The 20078-nt window shown below is 31.7% G+C and carries 27 protein-coding genes; 10 read left to right on the top strand and 17 right to left on the bottom strand.

Annotation, left to right across the window (positions count from 1 at the left end):
* Complete coding sequence (locus AB1282_RS14820; protein WP_429899398.1) at positions 1-552, bottom strand: GNAT family N-acetyltransferase; 552 nt, start codon at positions 550-552, stop codon at positions 1-3.
* A gap of 197 nt (positions 553-749) precedes the next feature.
* Entirely contained in the window at positions 750-1205 is a 456-nt protein-coding gene (locus tag AB1282_RS14815) for a DinB family protein (RefSeq protein ID WP_429901148.1), read from the bottom strand.
* Between the two features lie 660 nt (positions 1206-1865).
* Here AB1282_RS14815 and AB1282_RS14810 point away from each other — a divergent pair.
* Positions 1866-2390: a hypothetical protein gene (locus AB1282_RS14810; RefSeq protein ID WP_429899397.1), complete on the top strand. Its 525-nt coding sequence runs from the start codon at positions 1866-1868 to the stop codon at positions 2388-2390.
* 733 nt (positions 2391-3123) lie between these two features.
* Here AB1282_RS14810 and hisJ read toward each other — a convergent pair.
* The 11 genes from hisJ to AB1282_RS14755 form a co-directional block, all read right to left on the bottom strand.
* Positions 3124-3954, bottom strand: coding sequence for a histidinol-phosphatase HisJ (gene hisJ / locus AB1282_RS14805; protein WP_429899396.1), 831 nt, complete (start codon positions 3952-3954; stop codon positions 3124-3126).
* Positions 3951-4598, bottom strand: a complete 648-nt coding sequence (gene hisIE, locus AB1282_RS14800; protein ID WP_429899395.1) for a bifunctional phosphoribosyl-AMP cyclohydrolase/phosphoribosyl-ATP diphosphatase HisIE — start codon at positions 4596-4598, stop codon at positions 3951-3953. Before hisIE ends, hisJ begins: the two co-directional genes overlap by 4 nt.
* 11 nt (positions 4599-4609) lie before the next feature.
* Complete coding sequence (gene hisF, locus AB1282_RS14795) at positions 4610-5368, bottom strand: imidazole glycerol phosphate synthase subunit HisF (RefSeq protein WP_429899394.1); 759 nt, start codon at positions 5366-5368, stop codon at positions 4610-4612.
* Entirely contained in the window at positions 5338-6069 is a 732-nt protein-coding gene (hisA, locus tag AB1282_RS14790; protein ID WP_056470593.1) for a 1-(5-phosphoribosyl)-5-[(5-phosphoribosylamino)methylideneamino]imidazole-4-carboxamide isomerase, read from the bottom strand. Before hisA ends, hisF begins: the two co-directional genes overlap by 31 nt.
* The gene (gene hisH / locus AB1282_RS14785) at positions 6047-6670 is read right to left on the bottom strand and encodes an imidazole glycerol phosphate synthase subunit HisH (RefSeq protein ID WP_429899393.1); all 624 of its coding nucleotides are present in this window, start codon (positions 6668-6670) and stop codon (positions 6047-6049) included. The genes hisA and hisH overlap by 23 nt, the downstream gene beginning before the upstream one ends.
* Positions 6671-7249 carry an imidazoleglycerol-phosphate dehydratase HisB gene (gene hisB, locus AB1282_RS14780; RefSeq protein ID WP_429899392.1) on the bottom strand — a complete coding sequence of 193 codons (579 nt, stop codon included), beginning with the start codon at positions 7247-7249 and terminating at the stop codon, positions 6671-6673.
* Positions 7246-8532, bottom strand: a complete 1287-nt coding sequence (gene hisD / locus AB1282_RS14775) for a histidinol dehydrogenase (RefSeq protein ID WP_216600074.1) — start codon at positions 8530-8532, stop codon at positions 7246-7248. The genes hisB and hisD overlap by 4 nt, the downstream gene beginning before the upstream one ends.
* Positions 8513-9160 carry an ATP phosphoribosyltransferase gene (gene hisG / locus AB1282_RS14770; protein ID WP_056470602.1) on the bottom strand — a complete coding sequence of 216 codons (648 nt, stop codon included), beginning with the start codon at positions 9158-9160 and terminating at the stop codon, positions 8513-8515. The genes hisD and hisG overlap by 20 nt, the downstream gene beginning before the upstream one ends.
* On the bottom strand, positions 9157-10074 hold the full coding sequence (locus AB1282_RS14765) for an ATP phosphoribosyltransferase regulatory subunit (protein WP_056470605.1): 918 nt from the start codon (positions 10072-10074) through the stop codon (positions 9157-9159). Before AB1282_RS14765 ends, hisG begins: the two co-directional genes overlap by 4 nt.
* A 385-nt stretch (positions 10075-10459) precedes the next feature.
* Positions 10460-10636, bottom strand: a complete 177-nt coding sequence (locus tag AB1282_RS14760; RefSeq protein ID WP_156339663.1) for a hypothetical protein — start codon at positions 10634-10636, stop codon at positions 10460-10462.
* Positions 10637-10803: 167 nt separating this feature from the next.
* Positions 10804-11490 (bottom strand): ArsR/SmtB family transcription factor, encoded by a 687-nt coding sequence (locus AB1282_RS14755; RefSeq protein WP_056470619.1) that lies wholly within the window; start codon positions 11488-11490, stop codon positions 10804-10806.
* 100 nt (positions 11491-11590) lie between these two features.
* On the opposite strand from AB1282_RS14755, the gene AB1282_RS14750 reads away from it, so the two are divergent.
* Positions 11591-12202: a flavin reductase family protein gene (locus tag AB1282_RS14750; protein WP_056470620.1), complete on the top strand. Its 612-nt coding sequence runs from the start codon at positions 11591-11593 to the stop codon at positions 12200-12202.
* A 148-nt stretch (positions 12203-12350) separates the two neighbouring features.
* On the opposite strand, the gene AB1282_RS14745 is transcribed toward AB1282_RS14750, so the two are convergent.
* Together AB1282_RS14745 and AB1282_RS14740 are read right to left on the bottom strand one after the other, a co-directional pair.
* The gene (locus tag AB1282_RS14745; protein ID WP_429899391.1) at positions 12351-12920 is read right to left on the bottom strand and encodes a GNAT family N-acetyltransferase; all 570 of its coding nucleotides are present in this window, start codon (positions 12918-12920) and stop codon (positions 12351-12353) included.
* Between the two features lie 446 nt (positions 12921-13366).
* Entirely contained in the window at positions 13367-13537 is a 171-nt protein-coding gene (locus AB1282_RS14740; RefSeq protein WP_156339664.1) for a hypothetical protein, read from the bottom strand.
* Between the two features lie 265 nt (positions 13538-13802).
* Here AB1282_RS14740 and AB1282_RS14735 point away from each other — a divergent pair, with 265 nt between their 5' ends.
* The 3 genes from AB1282_RS14735 to AB1282_RS14725 all read left to right on the top strand — a co-directional run bounded on the left by AB1282_RS14735 (position 13803) and on the right by AB1282_RS14725 (position 15456).
* Complete coding sequence (locus AB1282_RS14735) at positions 13803-14213, top strand: hypothetical protein (RefSeq protein WP_056470627.1); 411 nt, start codon at positions 13803-13805, stop codon at positions 14211-14213.
* A 497-nt stretch (positions 14214-14710) separates the two neighbouring features.
* Positions 14711-14896 (top strand): hypothetical protein, encoded by a 186-nt coding sequence (locus AB1282_RS14730; protein ID WP_056470630.1) that lies wholly within the window; start codon positions 14711-14713, stop codon positions 14894-14896.
* A 176-nt stretch (positions 14897-15072) separates the two neighbouring features.
* Positions 15073-15456: a hypothetical protein gene (locus AB1282_RS14725; protein ID WP_056470632.1), complete on the top strand. Its 384-nt coding sequence runs from the start codon at positions 15073-15075 to the stop codon at positions 15454-15456.
* A 179-nt stretch (positions 15457-15635) separates the two neighbouring features.
* Here the strand turns inward: AB1282_RS14725 and AB1282_RS14720 are convergent, their stop codons facing one another.
* Together AB1282_RS14720 and AB1282_RS14715 are read right to left on the bottom strand one after the other, a co-directional pair.
* The gene (locus tag AB1282_RS14720) at positions 15636-16871 is read right to left on the bottom strand and encodes an IS110 family transposase (RefSeq protein WP_429899390.1); all 1236 of its coding nucleotides are present in this window, start codon (positions 16869-16871) and stop codon (positions 15636-15638) included.
* Positions 16872-17235: 364 nt separating this feature from the next.
* The gene (locus AB1282_RS14715) at positions 17236-17694 is read right to left on the bottom strand and encodes a hypothetical protein (protein ID WP_335475012.1); all 459 of its coding nucleotides are present in this window, start codon (positions 17692-17694) and stop codon (positions 17236-17238) included.
* A 255-nt stretch (positions 17695-17949) separates the two neighbouring features.
* Here AB1282_RS14715 and AB1282_RS14710 point away from each other — a divergent pair, with 255 nt between their 5' ends.
* The 5 genes from AB1282_RS14710 (at position 17950) to AB1282_RS14690 (ending at position 20073) form a co-directional block, all read left to right on the top strand.
* The gene (locus tag AB1282_RS14710) at positions 17950-18453 is read left to right on the top strand and encodes a DinB family protein (protein ID WP_056470637.1); all 504 of its coding nucleotides are present in this window, start codon (positions 17950-17952) and stop codon (positions 18451-18453) included.
* A 167-nt stretch (positions 18454-18620) separates the two neighbouring features.
* On the top strand, positions 18621-18956 hold the full coding sequence (locus AB1282_RS14705; RefSeq protein WP_056470639.1) for a DUF7668 domain-containing protein: 336 nt from the start codon (positions 18621-18623) through the stop codon (positions 18954-18956).
* A gap of 58 nt (positions 18957-19014) precedes the next feature.
* On the top strand, positions 19015-19272 hold the full coding sequence (locus AB1282_RS14700; protein WP_056470642.1) for a hypothetical protein: 258 nt from the start codon (positions 19015-19017) through the stop codon (positions 19270-19272).
* Positions 19273-19450: 178 nt separating this feature from the next.
* Positions 19451-19687, top strand: coding sequence for a hypothetical protein (locus AB1282_RS14695; protein WP_056470646.1), 237 nt, complete (start codon positions 19451-19453; stop codon positions 19685-19687).
* 68 nt (positions 19688-19755) lie between these two features.
* Positions 19756-20073 carry a DUF7716 domain-containing protein gene (locus AB1282_RS14690; RefSeq protein ID WP_056470650.1) on the top strand — a complete coding sequence of 106 codons (318 nt, stop codon included), beginning with the start codon at positions 19756-19758 and terminating at the stop codon, positions 20071-20073.
* Positions 20074-20078 lie beyond the last annotated feature (5 nt).

Genomic DNA, 20078 nt, shown 5'->3' with positions numbered 1-20078 from the left:
TTATTTCTTTAAAGAAACCCAATCTTCCGCTAACATACCATAAACGATGTGATCTACATAATGATCATACAACCATTCAGCATTCCTGATCCGACCTTCTTGAACGAATCCTAACTTCTCAGGTATAGCACGGCTTTTTGTATTTTCAACAGCTGCACGAATCTCGACCCGATTTAGCAATAGAGCTGTTAATGCATGATTAACAAATGCATGACATGCTTTTGTCATTATGCCTGATCCTTCAAACCCTTTTCCTAACCAATAACCAATACTTGTCGACCTATTTGACCAATCAATTTTATGAAATCCGATTACGCCAACAAGTTTTTCATTTGACCAAATACCAGCTTGAAATCCATTGTTTTCAGCAAATTGTTTCATCGTCGATTTAATAAAATTCTCTGTATCCTCAAGTTTTTTATTATATGCTATTAATGGTAACCACTCTTTTAAATGTTCCATTGAATTGATTGTTAATTTGTATAACTCTTCTGCATCTTGTAGAGTTAATAGCTTTAATTGCAAGTTTTCTTCAATTTTATAACTAAACATGATCATTTCTCCTATTAAATATAGTTTTATTCAACTTAATTGCCGACTTCTTTTTCATGAAATAAATCTCGGTCAATATATGAATTAACCTTTTCATTCGGTAAATCCTCTATTGAAATAACAAGATAATCGATTAAGTACCTCCGTGTGTTTTTAAACAAAAAAAGACAGCTTTGAGCTGCCTCAGGTAGATTATATCAACGATGTGATGGCCACGATCCTTGCATTTTTCTATTTTGAATAATTTGTCCGGTATGGTAAGCGTCATGTAGTAATAGATCCATTAGTTTAACTTCAAAAGAATCTCTCAGCAGTTCCTCATCTGTCATATTACTCACTAGCTGTCTTAAAGTAACAGAGGACTTTTCCAAGCGTTCAACTACTTTCTTCCATCCGTTTTCTTCATTCGATTGTTCAGTAAGAAAAAAGGTTTGGTCACCGTCTAGATTTTGTGTCCACTCTCTACCTTCTAGATTTGCTACAAGCCTCTCTTTGTAATAAAGAAGATGATTAACGTTTTCCCAAATTGATTTGGTTGCTTCCCCCGATGGTCTCCAACCAGCTTGTTCAACTGTAATTCCTTCAATTGCATCTTTTAGTGGCGCAAACCAACTTTCCTTATCATATGTTTTGTCTAATACGTTTAAAAACATTTCTGTTCGATTCAAAAAAATTCCCTCCTTTTTTTAACTCTAATAATTTTTAGAAATTACTTCTGTAAAGTCTCCTCATAACCATTAAACTGTCATTAAAAAAGTAGGACTAAATTCAACTATATTTGAACTAAATTTTAACAATTGACTCAACTTGAGGTCACCATTGTTTATTTATTCAACAAATGGCTATATTTACCTTTTATTTTTTAACTTATTTATAACAATTGAACTTTGGGATCAACCTTTTATAAATTCGCAAAAGATACTTTTAAAACACAGGGCTCTGTTAATAGTTCCGTAACGGATTAAATGAAATTTGGTAACAAAACCCACGCATATCAGACTATAAATCACTGTTAATTTATTTTCCTCCGTGCCAAGCTTTTAAGACATTAACTTATCTTTAGAAACTAAAATTATCTACTATTATGGAGTTGTCATTCACAGACTTAGAAAATCTAATTTATGAATTCTAGGTTGGTAGTCTTAATTTAGGTTTGTCTAAAAAATCAAAAATCCATATATTAAAATCTTTTTGGTTTTGTGGTTTGACAGTTTTGTCCTATCAGTTTATAAAGTTTCTATATTTAACATAAACAGTCTACATAAGGTATAATACTAACCATAAGCTATGTAAATGAAGGGACTGCAGCATAGATGGAACAAAAAATTAATAATCTAATGACGATTACCAACCAATTAAAAAGAAAAAATATCAAATATGCTTTAGGTGGAAGCGGACTGTTATATGCTTTAGGGTTAGTGAACTACGTAAATGATTGGGATATTACTACTGATGAGTTTAAAAAGGATATAATAGGAGCTTTATCTTTATTTAAAATAGAGGAAATAACTTCAGGGAAATTTCCTTTTGCTAGTGATTATAAATTGACCTTCATAGAAAATAATCAAGAGATAGAAATCATAGGAAATTTCTCTATTCATTCTTCTTTAGGTATCTGTAATATTCCTTCGGTTATTACTTCTGAGTGGAGAGGAATAGCCATTGGTAGCGCAGAATCTTGGTATGTTGCTTATAAATTAATGAATCGTGAAGAAAAAGCGAACTTATTGTATAATTTTTTAAAAGAAAATGGGGCTGATAATAATATTATAAATATATTATTAAATCAACCTTTACCTATAGATATAAAAGATACTCTAACTAAATTAACTACCTAGAATAGATTGCAGGCACAAGAACGATAATAATGGCAATAAAGTGGTACAGTAGATTCTACCGCTAGTCGACGCTTTTTAGTCACAATCTTAGGGATAGGATCTACCATTTATTAACCCTAGAATCGAGACTCCGATCTAAAAATCGATGAATTATGTATTTTAGTAAACTATGTTTACGTAAATAGACAAAATAAATGGCTGTTGACTTAAAGCATATTCTTTTAAAAGGTAAATTATTGCTAGTAAACTTTTAGAATCTTCAAACCATACCTCATGCAATATTCCATTTTTATCAGTATATTAAATGCTGGCGAAAAAATTTCCCAATCTAAGTAAATTTCACTCTTGATATTTCTTATACATTTTAATTGCTTTTTCGAATTGAATATGCGACACCTTTTGTTTTTCTCCAGTAGTAGGCCAATCATAAGCAAATTGAGCAGTAATAATTTTGATCTGGGAACACCGATTACAACTCTTAAATTGATATCTATTAGTAACTTAATTTGAGTTAATTTTGTTTTTTAACTTTAGGCATCTCGATAACTAGTCACCAAGCAGTTAGGTGTTCTTTATATTTGTTGCATTTCTTCCCCTACTAGTAAAAACATAAAGTAATTAAAATTGGTTACTCATAAGAGCTTCATGAGTAAGTTAAATAGCAAGTTGGTGTAAATTACTTACTCATGATGACCTATCAAATCAGTTTTCTCTTTTTAATATCACTTAATCGTCAGCAAGATTTTTTACTATATGAAAAATAAACATCATATCCTCTTCCAACATCTTTTACACTATGAGAATCTGATCCATACATTAACTCTATATTTAAGGACTTCGCAATTTCAACGACATGGTTTGGTGGATAGGTTTCACCACAATACTCTTTAAATAATCCTGCAGTATTATAGTCTAAAATATAATTTTTTTCTTTTACTAGCTTTAATATTTCAATTTGTTTATTTAGTATTTTTTCCGTATCCTCACATTTCAAAAATTGCTTAAATTTATTACATAAAGTCATATGTCCTATTCGTTTTGGTTTAAATGGACCAAAATCATCAATGATTGATTGTTTTACTACATCGTAATAAGCAAGTTGAAACGCTTCAGCACTACCATAGTAATTTACTAAACCAGAAAGAGTATCTTCAGCTTTATAATCTATACAATGCCAGCCATTTATTCCTTCTAAGTAATGAACTGACAAAAGTCCTGTGTCACAATATTTACCGTATTCTTTTAAAAAGTCTTTAAACCATACTGATTCACTCGGTAAATAATCGTATTCAAAGCCAATTTTTATACGAATTCGATCCTTATACTGATCTCTTACTTTATACATTTCGTTAATATATTCGTCTACCTCATTTTCAGACATCGTAAGTGATGCAACTGCTTCATTTGGCTTTAAGCAGTTTTGAAATGATGATGGTACTGGTGTGTGCTCAGTAATATGGTATTCATCAAACCCAAGTTCAATCGCTTTTTCGATCATTAATTGTACGTCATCACCACTTCCATGCGGACAATATTGTGTATGAGTGTGCCCATCAATTTTCAAGATTTTACTTTCTCCTTCCTATTTATTAAGCAATTGTTTATCTCTTCAAGTTTTATTCCTTTTTCCACCATTAAGACAATTGTGTGATAGACAAGATCACTAATTTCATAAATTAATTCTTCAGTTCCTTCATTTTTAGCTCCAATAATTACTTCACTTGTCTCTTCCCCTACTTTTTTCAATATCTTATCTATCCCCTGATTAAATAAATATGTAGTATAAGATCCTTCAATCGGATTCTTTTTTCGATCTAGTATCGTTTCATAGAGATTCGGTAGATAACTTAATGATTCATTCTGAACAATATTCTTTTCTTGTTTTAAAGTTAATTTTTCGGAAAAACAACTGTAACTTCCTGTGTGGCAAGCTACACCTACTTGTTCAACCTGGAGTAAAACTGAATCTTGGTCACAATCATAAGAAATCAATTTGACATATTGAAGATTCCCAGATGTTTCTCCTTTTTTCCAAATTGATTGGCGACTTCTACTATAAAATGTCGCAAATCCAGAATCGATTGTGAGTTTAATTGATTCATTATTCATATATGCCAACATTAATACTTCTTTCGTATCAATATCTTGCACAATTGCTGGTACTAAACCTTGTTCATTAAAGCGAATTTTTTCAATATCAAAAAACATGTTTTCTCCTCCTATAGTCGAACTGGAATATTTTTTTCATTTAAATAGTCTTTTAATTCACTAATTTTGATTTCTCCAAAATGGAATACTGAAGCAGCTAAAACCCCATCAACGTTTGCATATTCAATCGCATCATAAAAGTGTTCTACTTTGCCAGCCCCACCAGATGCGATAACAGGTACATTAACTGCACTTGTAATTTTTTGCAGCAACCTGATATCAAATCCTCTTTTCATGCCATCTTCATCAATACTATTTAAGACAATTTCACCCGCTCCAAGTTCCACACCTTTTTTAGCCCATTCAATCGCATCCCATTCAGTCTCTTTCCGACCACCATTTATAAACACTTTATAATTGCCATCTTTATTTAACTTTGCATCAATTGAAAGCACAACACATTGCGATCCAAAACGTTCAGATGCTTCTTTAATTAAATTCGGATTTAAAATTGCGGCAGAATTGATCGATACTTTATCGGCACCATTTCTTAATAGTTTTGTAAAATCATCAATCGAACGCACTCCACCACCAACACTGAAAGGAATACGCAATTCCTTCGCTACTTCTGAAACAAATTTCAATGATATATCTCTTTCTTCATTTGAAGCCGTAATATCATAAAATACTAGCTCGTCAGCACCATTCTCACTATAATATTTTCCTAGTTTTATAGGTGAGTCAACATCTTGAATACTTGAAAACTGTTTTCCTTTCACGACTCGTCCATTACGAACATCTAAGCACGGTATAATTCTTCTTGCAAGCATTTAAGTGCCTCCTCAACTGTAAATTTTCCTTCATATAATGCTTTACCAGAAATCGCACCATAAATCTTTAACTTTCGAAGTGACATCAGGTCATTGATCGAGCTCACTCCACCTGAAGCGATAATATTTAAATTTGTTTCGTCGGATAATCTTTTATATGCTTCTAGATTAGGTCCACTTAACATGCCGTCCTTAGAAATATCAGTGTATACAACTGTTTTCACTCCGAGTTGCTCTAGCTGTTTACAAAATTCAAAGCTATCTTGATTTGTCGACTCTTCCCATCCATTTATGGCTACAAGACTGTTTTTTGCATCTACTCCTACAATGACTCGATCACCGTATTTTAAAACAGCTTGTTCTAAAAGTTGTCTATTATTAATTGCCGCTGTACCTATAATAACTTTTTCAACACCTAATTCTAACCAGAATGAAATCGAATCAAGTGTTCTTATTCCTCCACCTAACTGAATGTTTAAATTCGTTTTTTGAACGATTTCTTTTATAATAGAAGCATTTTTCCGTTCTCCAGTTCTTGCTCCATCCAAATCAACAATATGTAATACTTTTGCACCTGCTTTTTCAAAATCTAACGCAACTTCAAGTGGTGAACTCTTATAAATTACTTTCTTATCAAAATCTCCTTGCTCAAGGCGAACACAATTACCGTCCTTTAAATCAATTGCTGGATATAGAATCATATAAACACATCTCCTTAAATGCTTTTAATAAATTTAGACCTGTTTCTGCACTTTTTTCAGGATGAAATTGCATTCCGTAAATATTATCGGATTTAATTATTGCTGGGATCTTAACTCCATATTCGGAATAAGCTAAAAGTTCATCATTTGTTGAACTAATATAAAATGAGTGTACAAAATAGACATACTCACCTTCATTTATATATTTTAATAATGATTCCTGTTTAGTAAAATTCAATTTGTTCCAGCCCATATGTGGCACTTTTACAATGTCAGGTATACGTTTTACCTTACCTTTAATTAACCCAAGCCCCTTTGCCCCGAAGTTCTCTTCACTAAATTCATATAGTAATTGCATTCCTAGGCAAATTCCTAAAATCGGTGTACCGCTTTTTGCCTTAGACTTTATACAATCTACTAAATTAAGTCGATTTAATTCGTTCATCGCTGCTTCATATGCCCCAACTCCAGGTAGAATAATAGAAGAAGCTTGCTCAATCACCTCAATTTCATTCGTAATGACTACAGGAAAATCAATTTCTTCATATGCTCTTTTTAATGAATCTAAATTACCTACACCATAATCAATAATAATATTCACTTATAACATTCCTTTCGTGGAAGGTAACTTAGTCGAAGTTACTTCAACTGCTTGTTTTACTGCTCTGCCAAATGCTTTAAATAAAGCTTCAATTTTGTGATGATCATTTTCCCCATATAAAACTTCCATATGACAATTCATTCTAGCTTCAGAGCTTAATGATTTAAAAAATTCTTTGAAATTTTGTGTATCAATATTCCCTATTCGTTCTCTTACCGTTCGATCATTATAAACAAGATATGGCCTCCCACTAAAATCGACGACAACTCTTGCTAACGTTTCATCCATTGGAATATAGAAAGAACCGTAACGATTAATGCCAATTTTTTCGTCTAACGCTATTAATAGCGCTTTTCCTAACGCGATACCAACATCTTCTGTAGTGTGATGATCATCTACTTCAAGATCACCTTCACAAAATACTTCTAAGTTTACTCCGCTATGGAATGAAAATAACGTTAACATATGATCTAAAAAACCAATGCCAGTTTGAATCGTACTTTCTCCATCGCCATCTAAATTTAATTTCAAACGAATATTTGTTTCATTTGTTTGTCTTGTTATCATTGCAGTTCTCACTTGGAATCCTCCTCAAATCGAATACTAATTGCTTTACCGTGACCAAATAGTCCTTCTTCTTCTGCGATTACTTCAATATGTTTTCTAGCTTCACTTAAGGCAGCCTTATTGTAATAAACAACAGATGTTTTCTTTTGAAAATCATTTACATTTAAGGGTGAGGTAAATCTTGCAGTTCCACTAGTCGGTAATGTATGATTTGTTCCGGCAAAGTAATCACCCACAGGCTCTGGCGTATAGTCTCCTAAAAAAATAGCACCAGCATTTTTAACTTTATGAACGATCGACTCTGGATTTTTTATCATTAACTCAAGATGTTCAGGTGCTAGCTTATTAACAAGCTCTATTCCTTCCTCGATCGTTTTAACGACGATAATGGCTCCATAATTTTCGAAAGAGCTTTTAATAATTTCTTTTCTTGGTTGTTCTTCTAATAAGTTTGGTATTTCTTGCTGTATTTTTTGTGCAAACTCTTCTGAATTTGTAATAACAATACTTGATGCCATTTCATCATGCTCTGCCTGTGCCATCAAGTCAGCAGCAATAAATCTTGGATTGGCTGTTTCATCTGCTAATATGACAACCTCAGTTGGGCCTGCAACCATATCAATTCCAACTATTCCTGAAACACTTTTCTTAGCAAGCGCCACGTAAATATTGCCAGGGCCAACTATTTTATCTACTTTTTCAATTGATTCAGTACCATAAGCCAGTGCCCCAATTGCTTGCGCTCCACCAATTTTTAATACTTTTGTAACACCAGCTAATTTCGCAGCTACTAAAATTGAGGGCTTAATTTTCCCTTCTTTATTTGGTGGTGTTACAATGACAATTTCATTCACGCCTGCTATTTTTGCAGGAATCACATTCATTAAAACTGTTGATGGGTATGCTGCTTTTCCACCTGGGATATACACACCAACTCTTTCAATCGGATTAATTAATTGTTGAACATATGAATTTTTATCATTTATTTTATAACCATCTTGCAGTTGCTTTTCATGATATGCCTCTATATTTTTCTTAGCTTCAATCAATGCATTTACTAAACTTTTATCAGTCTGTTCTAGAGCTTCATTAAACTCATCTTCACTTACTTCAAAGCTTTTTAGTTTGACCTCATCATAAATTAAAGAATACCTGCGAATTGCTTCATCTCCATTTTCTTTCACATTTAATAAAATTTTTTCTACGCTTTTTGTGATCTCAACAGTAGGTAAATTCGTTCGGTTTATAATACTTTCAAGTTTTTCGCTTTTTTGGTTAATCGATAAAATTTCCAGCATATATGTTCCTACCCTTCTTTATTTTTTCAATAAATTCAGTAATACGAAAATAGTTAAATCGATAACTAACCCGATTTGAAATCACTCTAGCACTGATTGGAATCATTTCTTCTAAGATGACTAATCCATTGGCTTTTAAAGTACTTCCTGTTTCTACTAAATCAACAATAATGTCTGACATTCCTACAATAGGTGCTAATTCAACAGAACCATTTAAATAAATCAGTTCAATATTTTGCCTAAACTGGAAATACTTCGAAGTAATATTTGGATATTTTGTCGCAACTCTTAACGTTTCATCACCTCGATCAATTAACGTTCCTGGAAAACCCGCTGCTGCAAAAATGCATTTTCCAAGTTCTAAATCCATCAACTCATATACATCTTTCTCTTGTTCTAGCAGAATGTCTTTTCCTACAAAACCAAGGTCACAAACTCCTCGTTCAACATATGTAGCGACATCCACGGGTTTCACTACTAAATATTTAATTTTATGTACTTCATCTTCAAAAATTAGTTTTCTTGTTTTAGAATCAATTACTTTTCGGTAACCTGACTGACTTAATATTTTAATAACCTCTTCTTCAAGCCTTCCTTTTGCAACTGCAACTGTTAGCCAACTCACTTTACATCCCTCATTTGACATGTTATCCAAGCATTTGTATCAATCGAAAATCCGATTGCATCTATACTGTTTTCCGAATCTTCAGACACCAGAAGATAGCGCCCTCCACTTAAAACCTCTTTATTTAACTGATCATAATACCCTTTAAAAACAATTCCGTCATAATAATCAAATTCATTTACGATTGATAAATCAAGAAGAATATTTGGACTAATTTCTTGAAATTTAATTACCTTTTCAACAGCATTTGCCATTTCATTATTTAATACTAAGCTTCTAAGTAATGAATGAAGTTTTTCTCCTTTACCTTGTAAACTAAATAACTGTTCAAAAACATTTCTAGCTTGAAACGGTAAGCTAATTGACTGAATAAATCGTTCTAATTCATCTATGTTTTTTAAATAAATTAGCTTTTTCAATTTGTTTTTTTGCGACTCGGTTAAATTACATTCTTTAAATAATCCTTCGATAAACCCTGTATGGCCGATTTCTAATATAAAAGGAACATTGCTTAATAAATCAATTGCCATTATAACTACTTCTATTTCAGATGCTTCAGAAATTCGACCTAAACTTTCAATCCCAAATTGATTAATTTCTTCAAGTTCTATCCCATTATTTCGATAGATTGTTGATTGATAAAATACTTTACATTTCTCTTCCTTCAGCGCGATTGGATAAATTTCTTTCATCAATGCACTTGTTAAATCAGGTCTTAACAATAAAATTTGCTGTAAACGTGTTAAAACAACAACTAAGTCTTCTCTAGCTAATCTTGGGTTTCGACTCGAAAATGAATCATACTCTTCAAATAGCTGAGGATGAAACGGGATATATCCTCGCTCTAGTGCATAATCTTCCATTTTTCTTTTATATCGATAATTGACTAATGACTGTTTTAATTTCCCATCCAATTGAACATTCCCCCTTCTAGAAAAAACAAAAAGGCCATACAGGTTAAATGCCTGTATGGCCTTCTGGCACGACACAAGCACCTTTTTCGTAACACGAAGAGGGCTTGCATCTACGGTCAATTTTTGTCCATAGATTCAAACCCTGGGTGGATGATGATGTTGTAGCCCATTATTCGTGCGTGCGAAAAACATGTTCATGTCTCCTTTTTCGTTTTATTTTTATTCATCTTAATGAATTTGATATAAGTTGTCAATCCCTTTTGAAAAATAAAAATTTTGAAAGGGTTTACATTAGGATTTTTTAATTTTTTGAAACTATTAAACTAAAATGAGATTTATTCTAATAACAAGCGTCTCTGATCTAGTAAACTATCGAGTTAAAACTTTACTTAGTAAAAAGATAATAAATAACATAAAACCAACTAAAAAAACCGTGAATTATTGCCCATAGAACTGATTTATGAATACTCCAAGATATTGTAATGGCTAAAGCAGAACCGAAAGTAATAACACTTTTTGAACCAACTGGAACATTATGTCTTTTTTCTGCCCTTTCTTTCATACCTCAAACCCCATTTCCACTGAACCTATATTTTCATTTGTTAATATTTATTCTTCAGTGAAAAGTTTATTCTCTTCAGGTATTAATATTCTGTAATTGTATTACGACATCCGTTTATATTATCAGTGTATCTAGCTTTTTCAGGTTGATTTTCAAAAATAGTTAATTTAAATATCAAAAGAAAAGATTTCGTTAAAACCCTTCTTTCCTTCAAAAGTTATTTTTATGGCTCTTGTTTTTGGCATACGTTGAATCCAATTTAATTCTAAAAATCTTTCAAGAAGCGCATTTCCCAATGCTCCACCAATGTGGTAACGTCTTTCACTCCAATCTAAACATTTATGTGAAAATGATCGACGCTTCTTCTTAATTTTTTCAAGATCAATTTGAAAATCAGTAAAGAATCTCTCACCTTTTTCCGTAACAATAAATCCTTGGCTTTCTTCATTTATAACGCCCAAGTTAATTAAAGAATCAGTTAATAGCACCCCAAACTTACCAGCAGGATGATCGTAACAAGTTCTTGCAAAACGAATTGCTGTATTTTCTGAAGCTTGTTTTAAAGACCTAATTTCAATTGGAGGGGCTATTGATAATAATGTCTCCAATATATGAGCAACTTCCTGATTTCGAATACCGTAGTAACGATGTCTCCCTTGTTTTTCTACGCTAACTAATTTCGCATCGACTAATTTTGCTAAATGAAAACTAGCCGTTTGTGGCTTTATTCCAGCCATATATGCCAGTTCGCTAGCAGGATGAAATCTACCATCTAAAAGGACAGTTAATATTGCTGCACGTGAAGTTTCACTTACAAGTGTAGCAACCACTGCTACATTAGGATTTGCATTCATTTTTATTCTCCTCCCGTTATGTAATCCATATTTCGATGATAATTGAACTATTTATATTCTACAATAAATTTTGAATTACATAATTATTAGGAGGAAAAAAATGAATCATTTTACAAATACAAAGTTGATTAGACCCAAAATTCTATACTATGGAACACCTGTGATTTTACTAAATACATTGAATGAGGATGGAACAGTCAATATTAGCCCTATGTCTTCTTCATGGGCTTTAGGAGATTGCATAATATTAGGAATTGGACTTGGAGGAAAAGCTATTGAAAATTTACAGCGACATCCTGAATGTGTAATCAATGTACCTAACCCTATATTATGGGAGAATGTTGAATTTTTAGCCCCTTATACGGGAAAAAATCCCGTTCCTGATGCTAAGAAAGATATTGGATTTACATATGAAAAAGAAAAATACAATATCAGTAAATTAACTGCTACAGAGTCACAAACCGTAAAACCTACACGAATAACGGAATGCCCAATTCAAATCGAGGCAATTGTAAAACACATTCGTATCCCTGAACATTCACCTGAATTTGCAATTGTTGAAACACAAGTTTTACATGTACATGCCCATAATGAAATCATCATTGAAGAAAATCATATTGATCCAGATAAATGGAGTCCACTAATATATAATTTCCGTCATTATTTCTGTCTCGGAAATAAGTTAGGTAAAACTTTTCGTTCGGAAATATAGTAAAGAATTAAATAAAAAAGTCAGATTCCAAATTGTTAGGAATCTGACTTCATTCTTAATATTTTAAAAGGAAATAAAAAATTTTAAATCCTATTCTTTAACAAGTGCATGTTTTAGTTGAAAAAGAAATTTCATTTTCATGTAAACATCATTTTTCCTGAACTTCAATTAATCTATCTTTTTCTATGAAATCATTCCACTCTTCCCGTAATAACCCCATACGAATCGAGTCATAATATGTTCCATCATAGAAACGACATTTTCTTAATCGTGCTTCCATCGTCATTCCTAATTTTTCTCCAACCGTAATCATACGATGATTTCCAGACCATGTAGTGTAACCTACACGCACAAGTGGCAATGTATTAAATAGATGGCTAATCCAAAGTTTTAGAGCTCTAGTACCAAAACCTCCACTCCAATATTTTGGATCATAAATACCAATTCCCATCTCAAGCCAATTAGATGGTTTATGTTCCCAATAGTAGCTCACCGTTCCAATGACATTTCCATCTACCTCAATAATCCATTTATCCTCTTGGTTTACAATAGTATTCTTATTTTTTAAAGAGTCTTCAAAAGTAACAGCTTTGTGTTCAAAATATGGAGCATCCCATTTCTTCCACTCTGGTGAACTTTCTTTATACGTTATAGTCCAAAGTGAAAATAAATCTTCTTCATTAATAGGTCTAATTCGTAGTGTCAAATCGTTATACAAACAAACTCCTCCACCTCTCATTTTGATTAAAAATAATATATTAGTAATCTTGAATTAACGTATGTTTGGGTTGGTTAAGCATAAAGTTCAATTAACACAATAGGATCTCTTATTTTAAACGTTCATGTAATTTTTTTATTTCTTCGGTCTGTGCAATGACATTGTTATTCAATTTTCTAACAGCATCAAATACTAAAAAAATACCAATAAAAATTACAAATCCAATCAGAGAACTCATCATAATATTTTATTCCTTCTTTCTATTAAATTATTTATCTATATCTTGAACCTTTAATTTCTTATAAAGCCAACTATCTTTAAATTATTATTATTCATTTCATTTCTTATATTTTTTTTAGTTGAATTAGTTAAAGAATACTGTAAGCTTACACTCTGTATACAAAGCTGTCAGGTCTTGTACAACTTAAGCATGTATCAGTTCATTCTTATTCTAGTTTACTCTCTATCTCATTTAGTTTTTTATGGATTTTAACAAGTAAAATAAGTATATGTATAGGAATTCCAATCGCAAGGCCCACTAATGGTGCAAAAGGACCAACAAAAAAGATTGATACAAGTATTGCAGTTATATAAATAAATACAATTACTGTTGTCATATAGGCACACCTTTTTTATTAATTATACCATAAATTCCCATTTGGATTTGACACCTGTGTTTAGTTTTACTTATTTGATTTCTTCATTTGACTCAAGGTTTAGCTCGCTCGTAATTGAGATCTATCAGTAACTTATCCGGGCTTGTTTCTAGCAATTTTCTTTTAAATCTTACTTTTCTTATCAACAAAATGGCAGGATAGTAGAATTAGAATATGGGATTTAATGGTAAAATATTTATATTACTAGATATAAAGGGGAATACATATGAAGAAATTAGTATTAGTATTATCAATCACTGCAATTTTAGCTGGTGGTTGTTCAAATGAAGAAAAGAAAGATGTAGTTGTTAAGAAACCACAAGTTTCAAATAAACAGAACGATGTTAGCCCTACACAACTAAAACCTAGTGAAAATGGGGCTCCTATAAAAATGAAAGAAATTGGAGATGGTCATAACATCGTCTATGAAAAATTTGAAGTAAGTTCAACCAAAGATGGTTGGGTATATTTCAGAGCAATTAACCTCAAAAATTCTATGTTACGTCTTACAGATGAGCAAATTAAATCATTTGGAATCAAAAATTTCAAAGCTGGAGATACTTATCAAATTGGTTGGTGGGCAAAAGATTGGAATGCTCAATCTTTTAACAACATAAAAATGTTTAAACAAATTTAACACGCAATAAAACGAATTTGTATTAAGAACATACTTGATTTCTTATTCAACAATCGCATTGCATAAGTTAAACTACAAAAAGAGGAAGATCCTATGATTTTCCTCTTTTTGTATAAATTATTTTTGATGAAAAACAAATGTTTCTTTAAAATGTCTAGTTTGATTTCCTTTTATTGTTTTTTCCCAAGTAATGTCCACTTTAAATACTTTAGCTTTTACCGATATTGGAAAGTTTGCATGGTGATAGGAACTACCATCAATATCTCCTTCATTAGTAAATAACTCTTAATAAGTTTGGTAAATCATTTTTGTTATGTTATACCACAAGATTTTAAATTATATTTAGTTCGAATAGGAGATTATTTATTAAATCGGTAATTATATGAAGGATTATTATACTGTTTCCTATTTCAACTGACGCATTGCTTTAGTTGAAGAAGGACTTGCTGTAAAAATATGGAACTTATTTAGAGAGAATAAAAAGATTGGAGTAAATCATGCTTTCAAGTAAATATTATTTAACAAATTTTTTATTGAGTATTTCGTTTGTACTTGCTTTTTTAGTGACAGCGTTTATTTTGAATGATACTTTAAGAAGTTCTCATTTTGCTGGCGCTTTTGGAGGAGGAGTCGCACTTTTTCTTTATGGTATATTTAGAAAGAATACCTCTACTAAGAAATAGGTATTTACGTAAAAGTACCAACTTATTATGCAACTTGCGCAATAGATTAGTTTAACAAAAAAGTGCTGAGTGATCAGTACTTTTTTATATTTCGAAGTATCGTTCAATAAGGCTTTTCACAAATTTACCATTATATGGATTATAATAGTTATAAATAATATTAGGAGGCGGAATTATTGAAAAAACCTTTAGGTATTTCAGTGATTAGCTATTTTTATATTTTTGGTGCCATAGTTCTAATAATTAGTTCCGTTTTTTATAATACATCTACTGACTCGATTGGCATAGCTGAAAGGTTTGGAGTTTCAAATGTATCTGAACCATTATTTAGAGTGATAGTAGCTTTTATAACTTTGATGATGATATTTGGTTATATTAGGCTAAAAAAATGGGGATTTTGGTTTATGATTTCGTATTCTTTACTTTTCGGAAGTATAAGTTTGAATTTATCCATACAACATAATCAACAACCTTACATTGGAAATATGATTTTTACCTTTTTCATTTTGTTCTACACAATTTCTGTGAAAAAATCATTTTTTGCAAAAAAACATCACTAATATGAAAAATGGTTCGAACTTAGCAAGATGTAATCTTAGGTAACTAAACCAGCTAATAGTTTGTCAATAATTTTCAATAAAAAAAATATGTGACTCATGTTATACTATTTTTGACATGCCAAATAATCTTCCACTTATTCAAAAATTGGAAGATTATGGTAATTGAGCTGATTCAGATTTTAAGCTAGGTCTTGGAAAGTCGTTTTGCTTTTTAACAGGGCATAAATCCAATGTAATAGTTTGTTCACACAAGCAATAACTGTTACTCTAAATGGTTTTCCTTCTTCACGCTTTTTATCATAAAATTGTCGCATTCGCTTATTTCGTGGGATGATTTCGTCTGTTGTCTTACTCTTACGATTATCACGAATTGCACACCGAACAGCCATAAATAACGCATGTCTCAATCGACTAGAACCACGTTTTGTAATTCGGTTTCTACTGGCTGTGAATTTACCAGATTCAAAGACACTTGGGTCAACACCAGTGTAAGCCACAAGTTTTTTAGGATTATCAAACCGATCAATTTCACCAATTTCAGAGATAATCGTTGCCGCGATTTTTTTTCCGATACCTGGAATCGATTGGATGATAGTATATTCTTCAATTTCTTTTACGAGGACATCTATCTCTGCTTTTAAATTGGATAGATGTTCTTTGTATTGAAGAACCATTTTAATATGCATCTCAAGCGAAATAATAAGGCTTCTATAAAGATTTACTTGAAACGGATTTTTTTCAGCCGCAGTCATTAAAAGCTTAGATCTTTCCTTTGCCCATTGTTTAGAACGACTAGTACATAAAGATGCGATTCGTTTAGCTAGCTGTTCTTCACCTGCTTGTAACACAGCTTCAGATGAAGGAAACTCTAGTAGAGTTAAGAGCGAAACATTAGAATACAAGTCGCCAAAAACACCTCGATATTCAGGAAACACTTGATCTAGAATCGCTAAAAAGTGTAGTTTTGTCTGTGAACTAATTCCCGTTAAATGATCGTGCTGTCTCGTTAAATTTCGTAGGTTCAGTAACTGTGCACCACGTTTTTTATGTGGCTCTAACTCTTCTTTGTAATACAGCTCGCAGAGGTGGTACGCATCGATGACATCAGTCTTAACCTTTCTTAAACTCGAACTTTTAGCTCGATAAGAGATTAATGGATTAATAACGATGTAAATATAATTTAAGCTATCTAAGAACTGCATAACTGGAGAATGGTAATGTCCTGTCGATTCCATTATTAATACTGGTTTTGTATTGGCTTTTTCTTCAATACTCTGTAAGAATTGATGTAGCTGCTTAAACCCTTCAACTGTATGTGAAATCTTAAAACTTTTTTTAAAAGGAGTCTTTCTATCTAAAAAAGCTTGTATTTGACTTTCTCCTTTTGCGACATCCAGACCAACTACTGGATTCATAAACTATCTCCTCCTAAAGCTATTAAATTTATCGGTTCCCCTAATACTCCCTTATAGTGTCATAGGTTCGCTTGTTATTCGGGATCTTTGTCCCAACCAGCCCAAAGCATGTTTCTATAAGTAGGGGGTGAACTGTTTAGTTGACGGGGTCTAAGCCCCACTGATGCTTCGTTCTGCCCCGACTACTTTAATCATAAAACCATATAAAAAATGGTCAACCAGAAAATTTAACTGGTTGACCTTATAATACGAACTGATGCGTTAGTTCAATATCATGTGTTATTTAGTAGTTCTTTTTCTTATGTATTTTACGAAATAAAAGGACCTTTCACTTGGTCCTTTTGTTAAGAAATAATGATTTTAATTATTTTTGTTTAAATACAAATGTTTGCTTATATTTTCTTGCTGGGTACTTTTCCCCCGTTGTCATTTTTTCATAAGGTTGTTCTCTCCATGTAATAACTACCTCGATATTTTTAGCATTGGAAGATACTGGCATGTTTTGATGATGTAAATCTTGTTTTAGGGGAGATACTCCACTAGTAAATAACCAATACATAGTGCTTGTATTTGGTTCATCCCTGTAAACTTCAATTTGTGGGTCATAAACTTTCTCTCCAATGTTTTTTATGTCTAAACTATAAACGTTGAATACGTCTTTTTTTTGCTTTACGTCATTAATATCTGGCTTATCAAAGGTAACCTTCCAGTGGTCAGAGTTTCTTGCTGTGGGAAGTTGATTTAACGATAAAGCACATGCGGAATTAGAACTAAAAATTGTTAGAGTTATTGTAGCGAAAATCATTAAAAAAGCGTTTTTCAATATAATTCCCTCCTATAATTAACATGTATAGTTAATATTTGATAAAAATACAGAAAAATACATTTGTTTAATTATGTAACTATCGCATTGCGATTCTTCAATAGAAGATCGCTTTTTCTTATTCAGCAAAATGACAGGATAGTTCTATAAGGATTAATTTAATATCTTCGGTAGTGGCTAGTGAAGGAATTATCATTTATGTATCAAAATTAACATATTATGGAAAAAGACAAGTGAAAATGGAGGGGATTTAATATGATGAACCCAGCATTAAAAATGTACAACTACCACGTATGGGCAAATGGAGTTATAATTGATCGTTTAAAAGAACTTCCAAAGGAAATTTATCATAAGGAAATTCAGAGTGGTTTTTCTTCGGTATCAAAGGTGTTGTCTCACATTTATCTCACAGATTATGCATGGTTTGACATTCTCTCAGGTAAAAGTATGAATGAAGCAATGGCGTTCACGAATCAATTAAGAGAACAGGTGGAAACGAAAGGTATTGAGGAAATGCAAATAATATTTCTAGACTTATCAGAACGAAACAAAGCACTTTTGAACAGTCAAGAAGATAATGAAAAGTTGATCGTGGTGGATAACCCATATGCTGGGTTGCTTGAAACATCTACATCTGAATCGGTACTTCACGTTGTCACTCACGGATCATATCACCGTGGCAATATAGCTACCATGTTGCGGCAAATGGGGCACACCTCCGTTATGCAAGATTTTGGACTTTACCTATATTCAAAATAGAACAGAGTAACTCAAGCCAATCCACTTAAAAGGAACAGAACTTCAACTAACGCAGTGCATTAGTTGAAGATCAAGAGCAGCCAAAGACTGTTCTTTTTTATTAAAGTAAATGGCAGTTTTGTGCAATAAGATACTGTATAATTAAATTCATAATAGGTGGTGGAATTATGAATTTAAAAGAAAAATTGAGTTTATTACTTAAAGAAACTGTTTTTGATTTAGTAAATAAAGATTTTGTAAAAATTAGTTCCAAACTAATCAAAGAACTTGCAATCGAGGACATTAAAGAAGAACTAAATTATTGGGGGACACTTACAATTCCACCTGATTTAGCTTACAAGAATATTAACTATATTGAGTACAATTATGGCGAAGGTTATGCAATGGAATTGGATCTTTGGATAGATAATGAGGAAAGTGACTTAACATTGTCATGTGAAGCAATAATCGACCAATCAGATAACGTTTTATCATTTTCAATCACAAATTTACACGTTTTATAATTCAATAGTATAGCAATGAATATCCAATTTCTTCTTAAAAGCAGAGGAGAACATAATAATGAGAAAGATGACATTGAAACTAACAATTGAAAATAAAGAATATATTATTGAAGAAGATCAAAGGTATATTTTTGAATTCAAGTCAGGTTATGAACTTAATGATTCTGAAAATCCATATTGCAAATGTTTAGTAATTGATCTTTCACTTGCTCTTATAGATGATGATGGAAGTATTCGTTTCTATGTTTTAGATGAAGAATCAGGTGAAGATTATCTAATTGCACAAGAAGAACTTTTATCGATAATTAATATTTAATTAGTTGTTCTTATGCAACTAACCCATACAATAGTTGAATAACCTTTAAGCTGCTTCGGTAGCTTTTTACTATTCAAGTAAATGGCAGGTTAGTAGCATAAGAGAATATGACAAAATGAAGGAAATACTATTAAAAATTTAAGCTATATTGATTGATTAGCAATCAGTCGTGACTATTATGATTGTAGAAATTGATGGATACTTTACACAAGCATTACTTACAGGTAGGAAGTGTTCTAAAAAAGAATTGAAGCAAAAATATTTACAGGCTTTAAGTATAATAAATGACATTAGAGAACTACCAGATGTGTTTTGTCGTTTATTCCGTTTTGAACAGTTCCCTTTCAATGATGAAATTGAAATCGATTTTGTTATTGATACCGATACCGATTATATTTATTCGCCGAATTATTGAACTAATTAGCAGTTGGATTAAGAAATGTTATAATTTTATTAAAGGGTCAACTGACGAGGTAAAAAAACATGAAAAATTTAGTGGTATTAAGAGATTTATTGATTAATGCAAGTGACTACCAATGGAACGTCTCTCTATTTTTACCAAATGGAGAGAATTGGGGTTTGAATTCTTCTTGTTATTTAATTGATCTAGATGAATTGGATGACAATGAAGATATACCTAAATTTGCTGTTCAAAATAATTATTGTTATGTTTTAAATATGGCGGATATTCAGGATATTGTAGACAATGTAAAGCAGCAAAGAGCAGAATGTTCCGAATTAGATTTATTTGAGGCATTTCTATACTATTTTAAATATGATGCTTTTATCTCTTTTAATTAAATTTA

Source organism: Gottfriedia sp. S16(2024) (assembly GCF_050473765.1).
GTDB lineage: Bacteria > Bacillota > Bacilli > Bacillales > Bacillaceae_G > Gottfriedia.
This window is presented reverse-complemented; position numbering and strand designations above follow the sequence as displayed.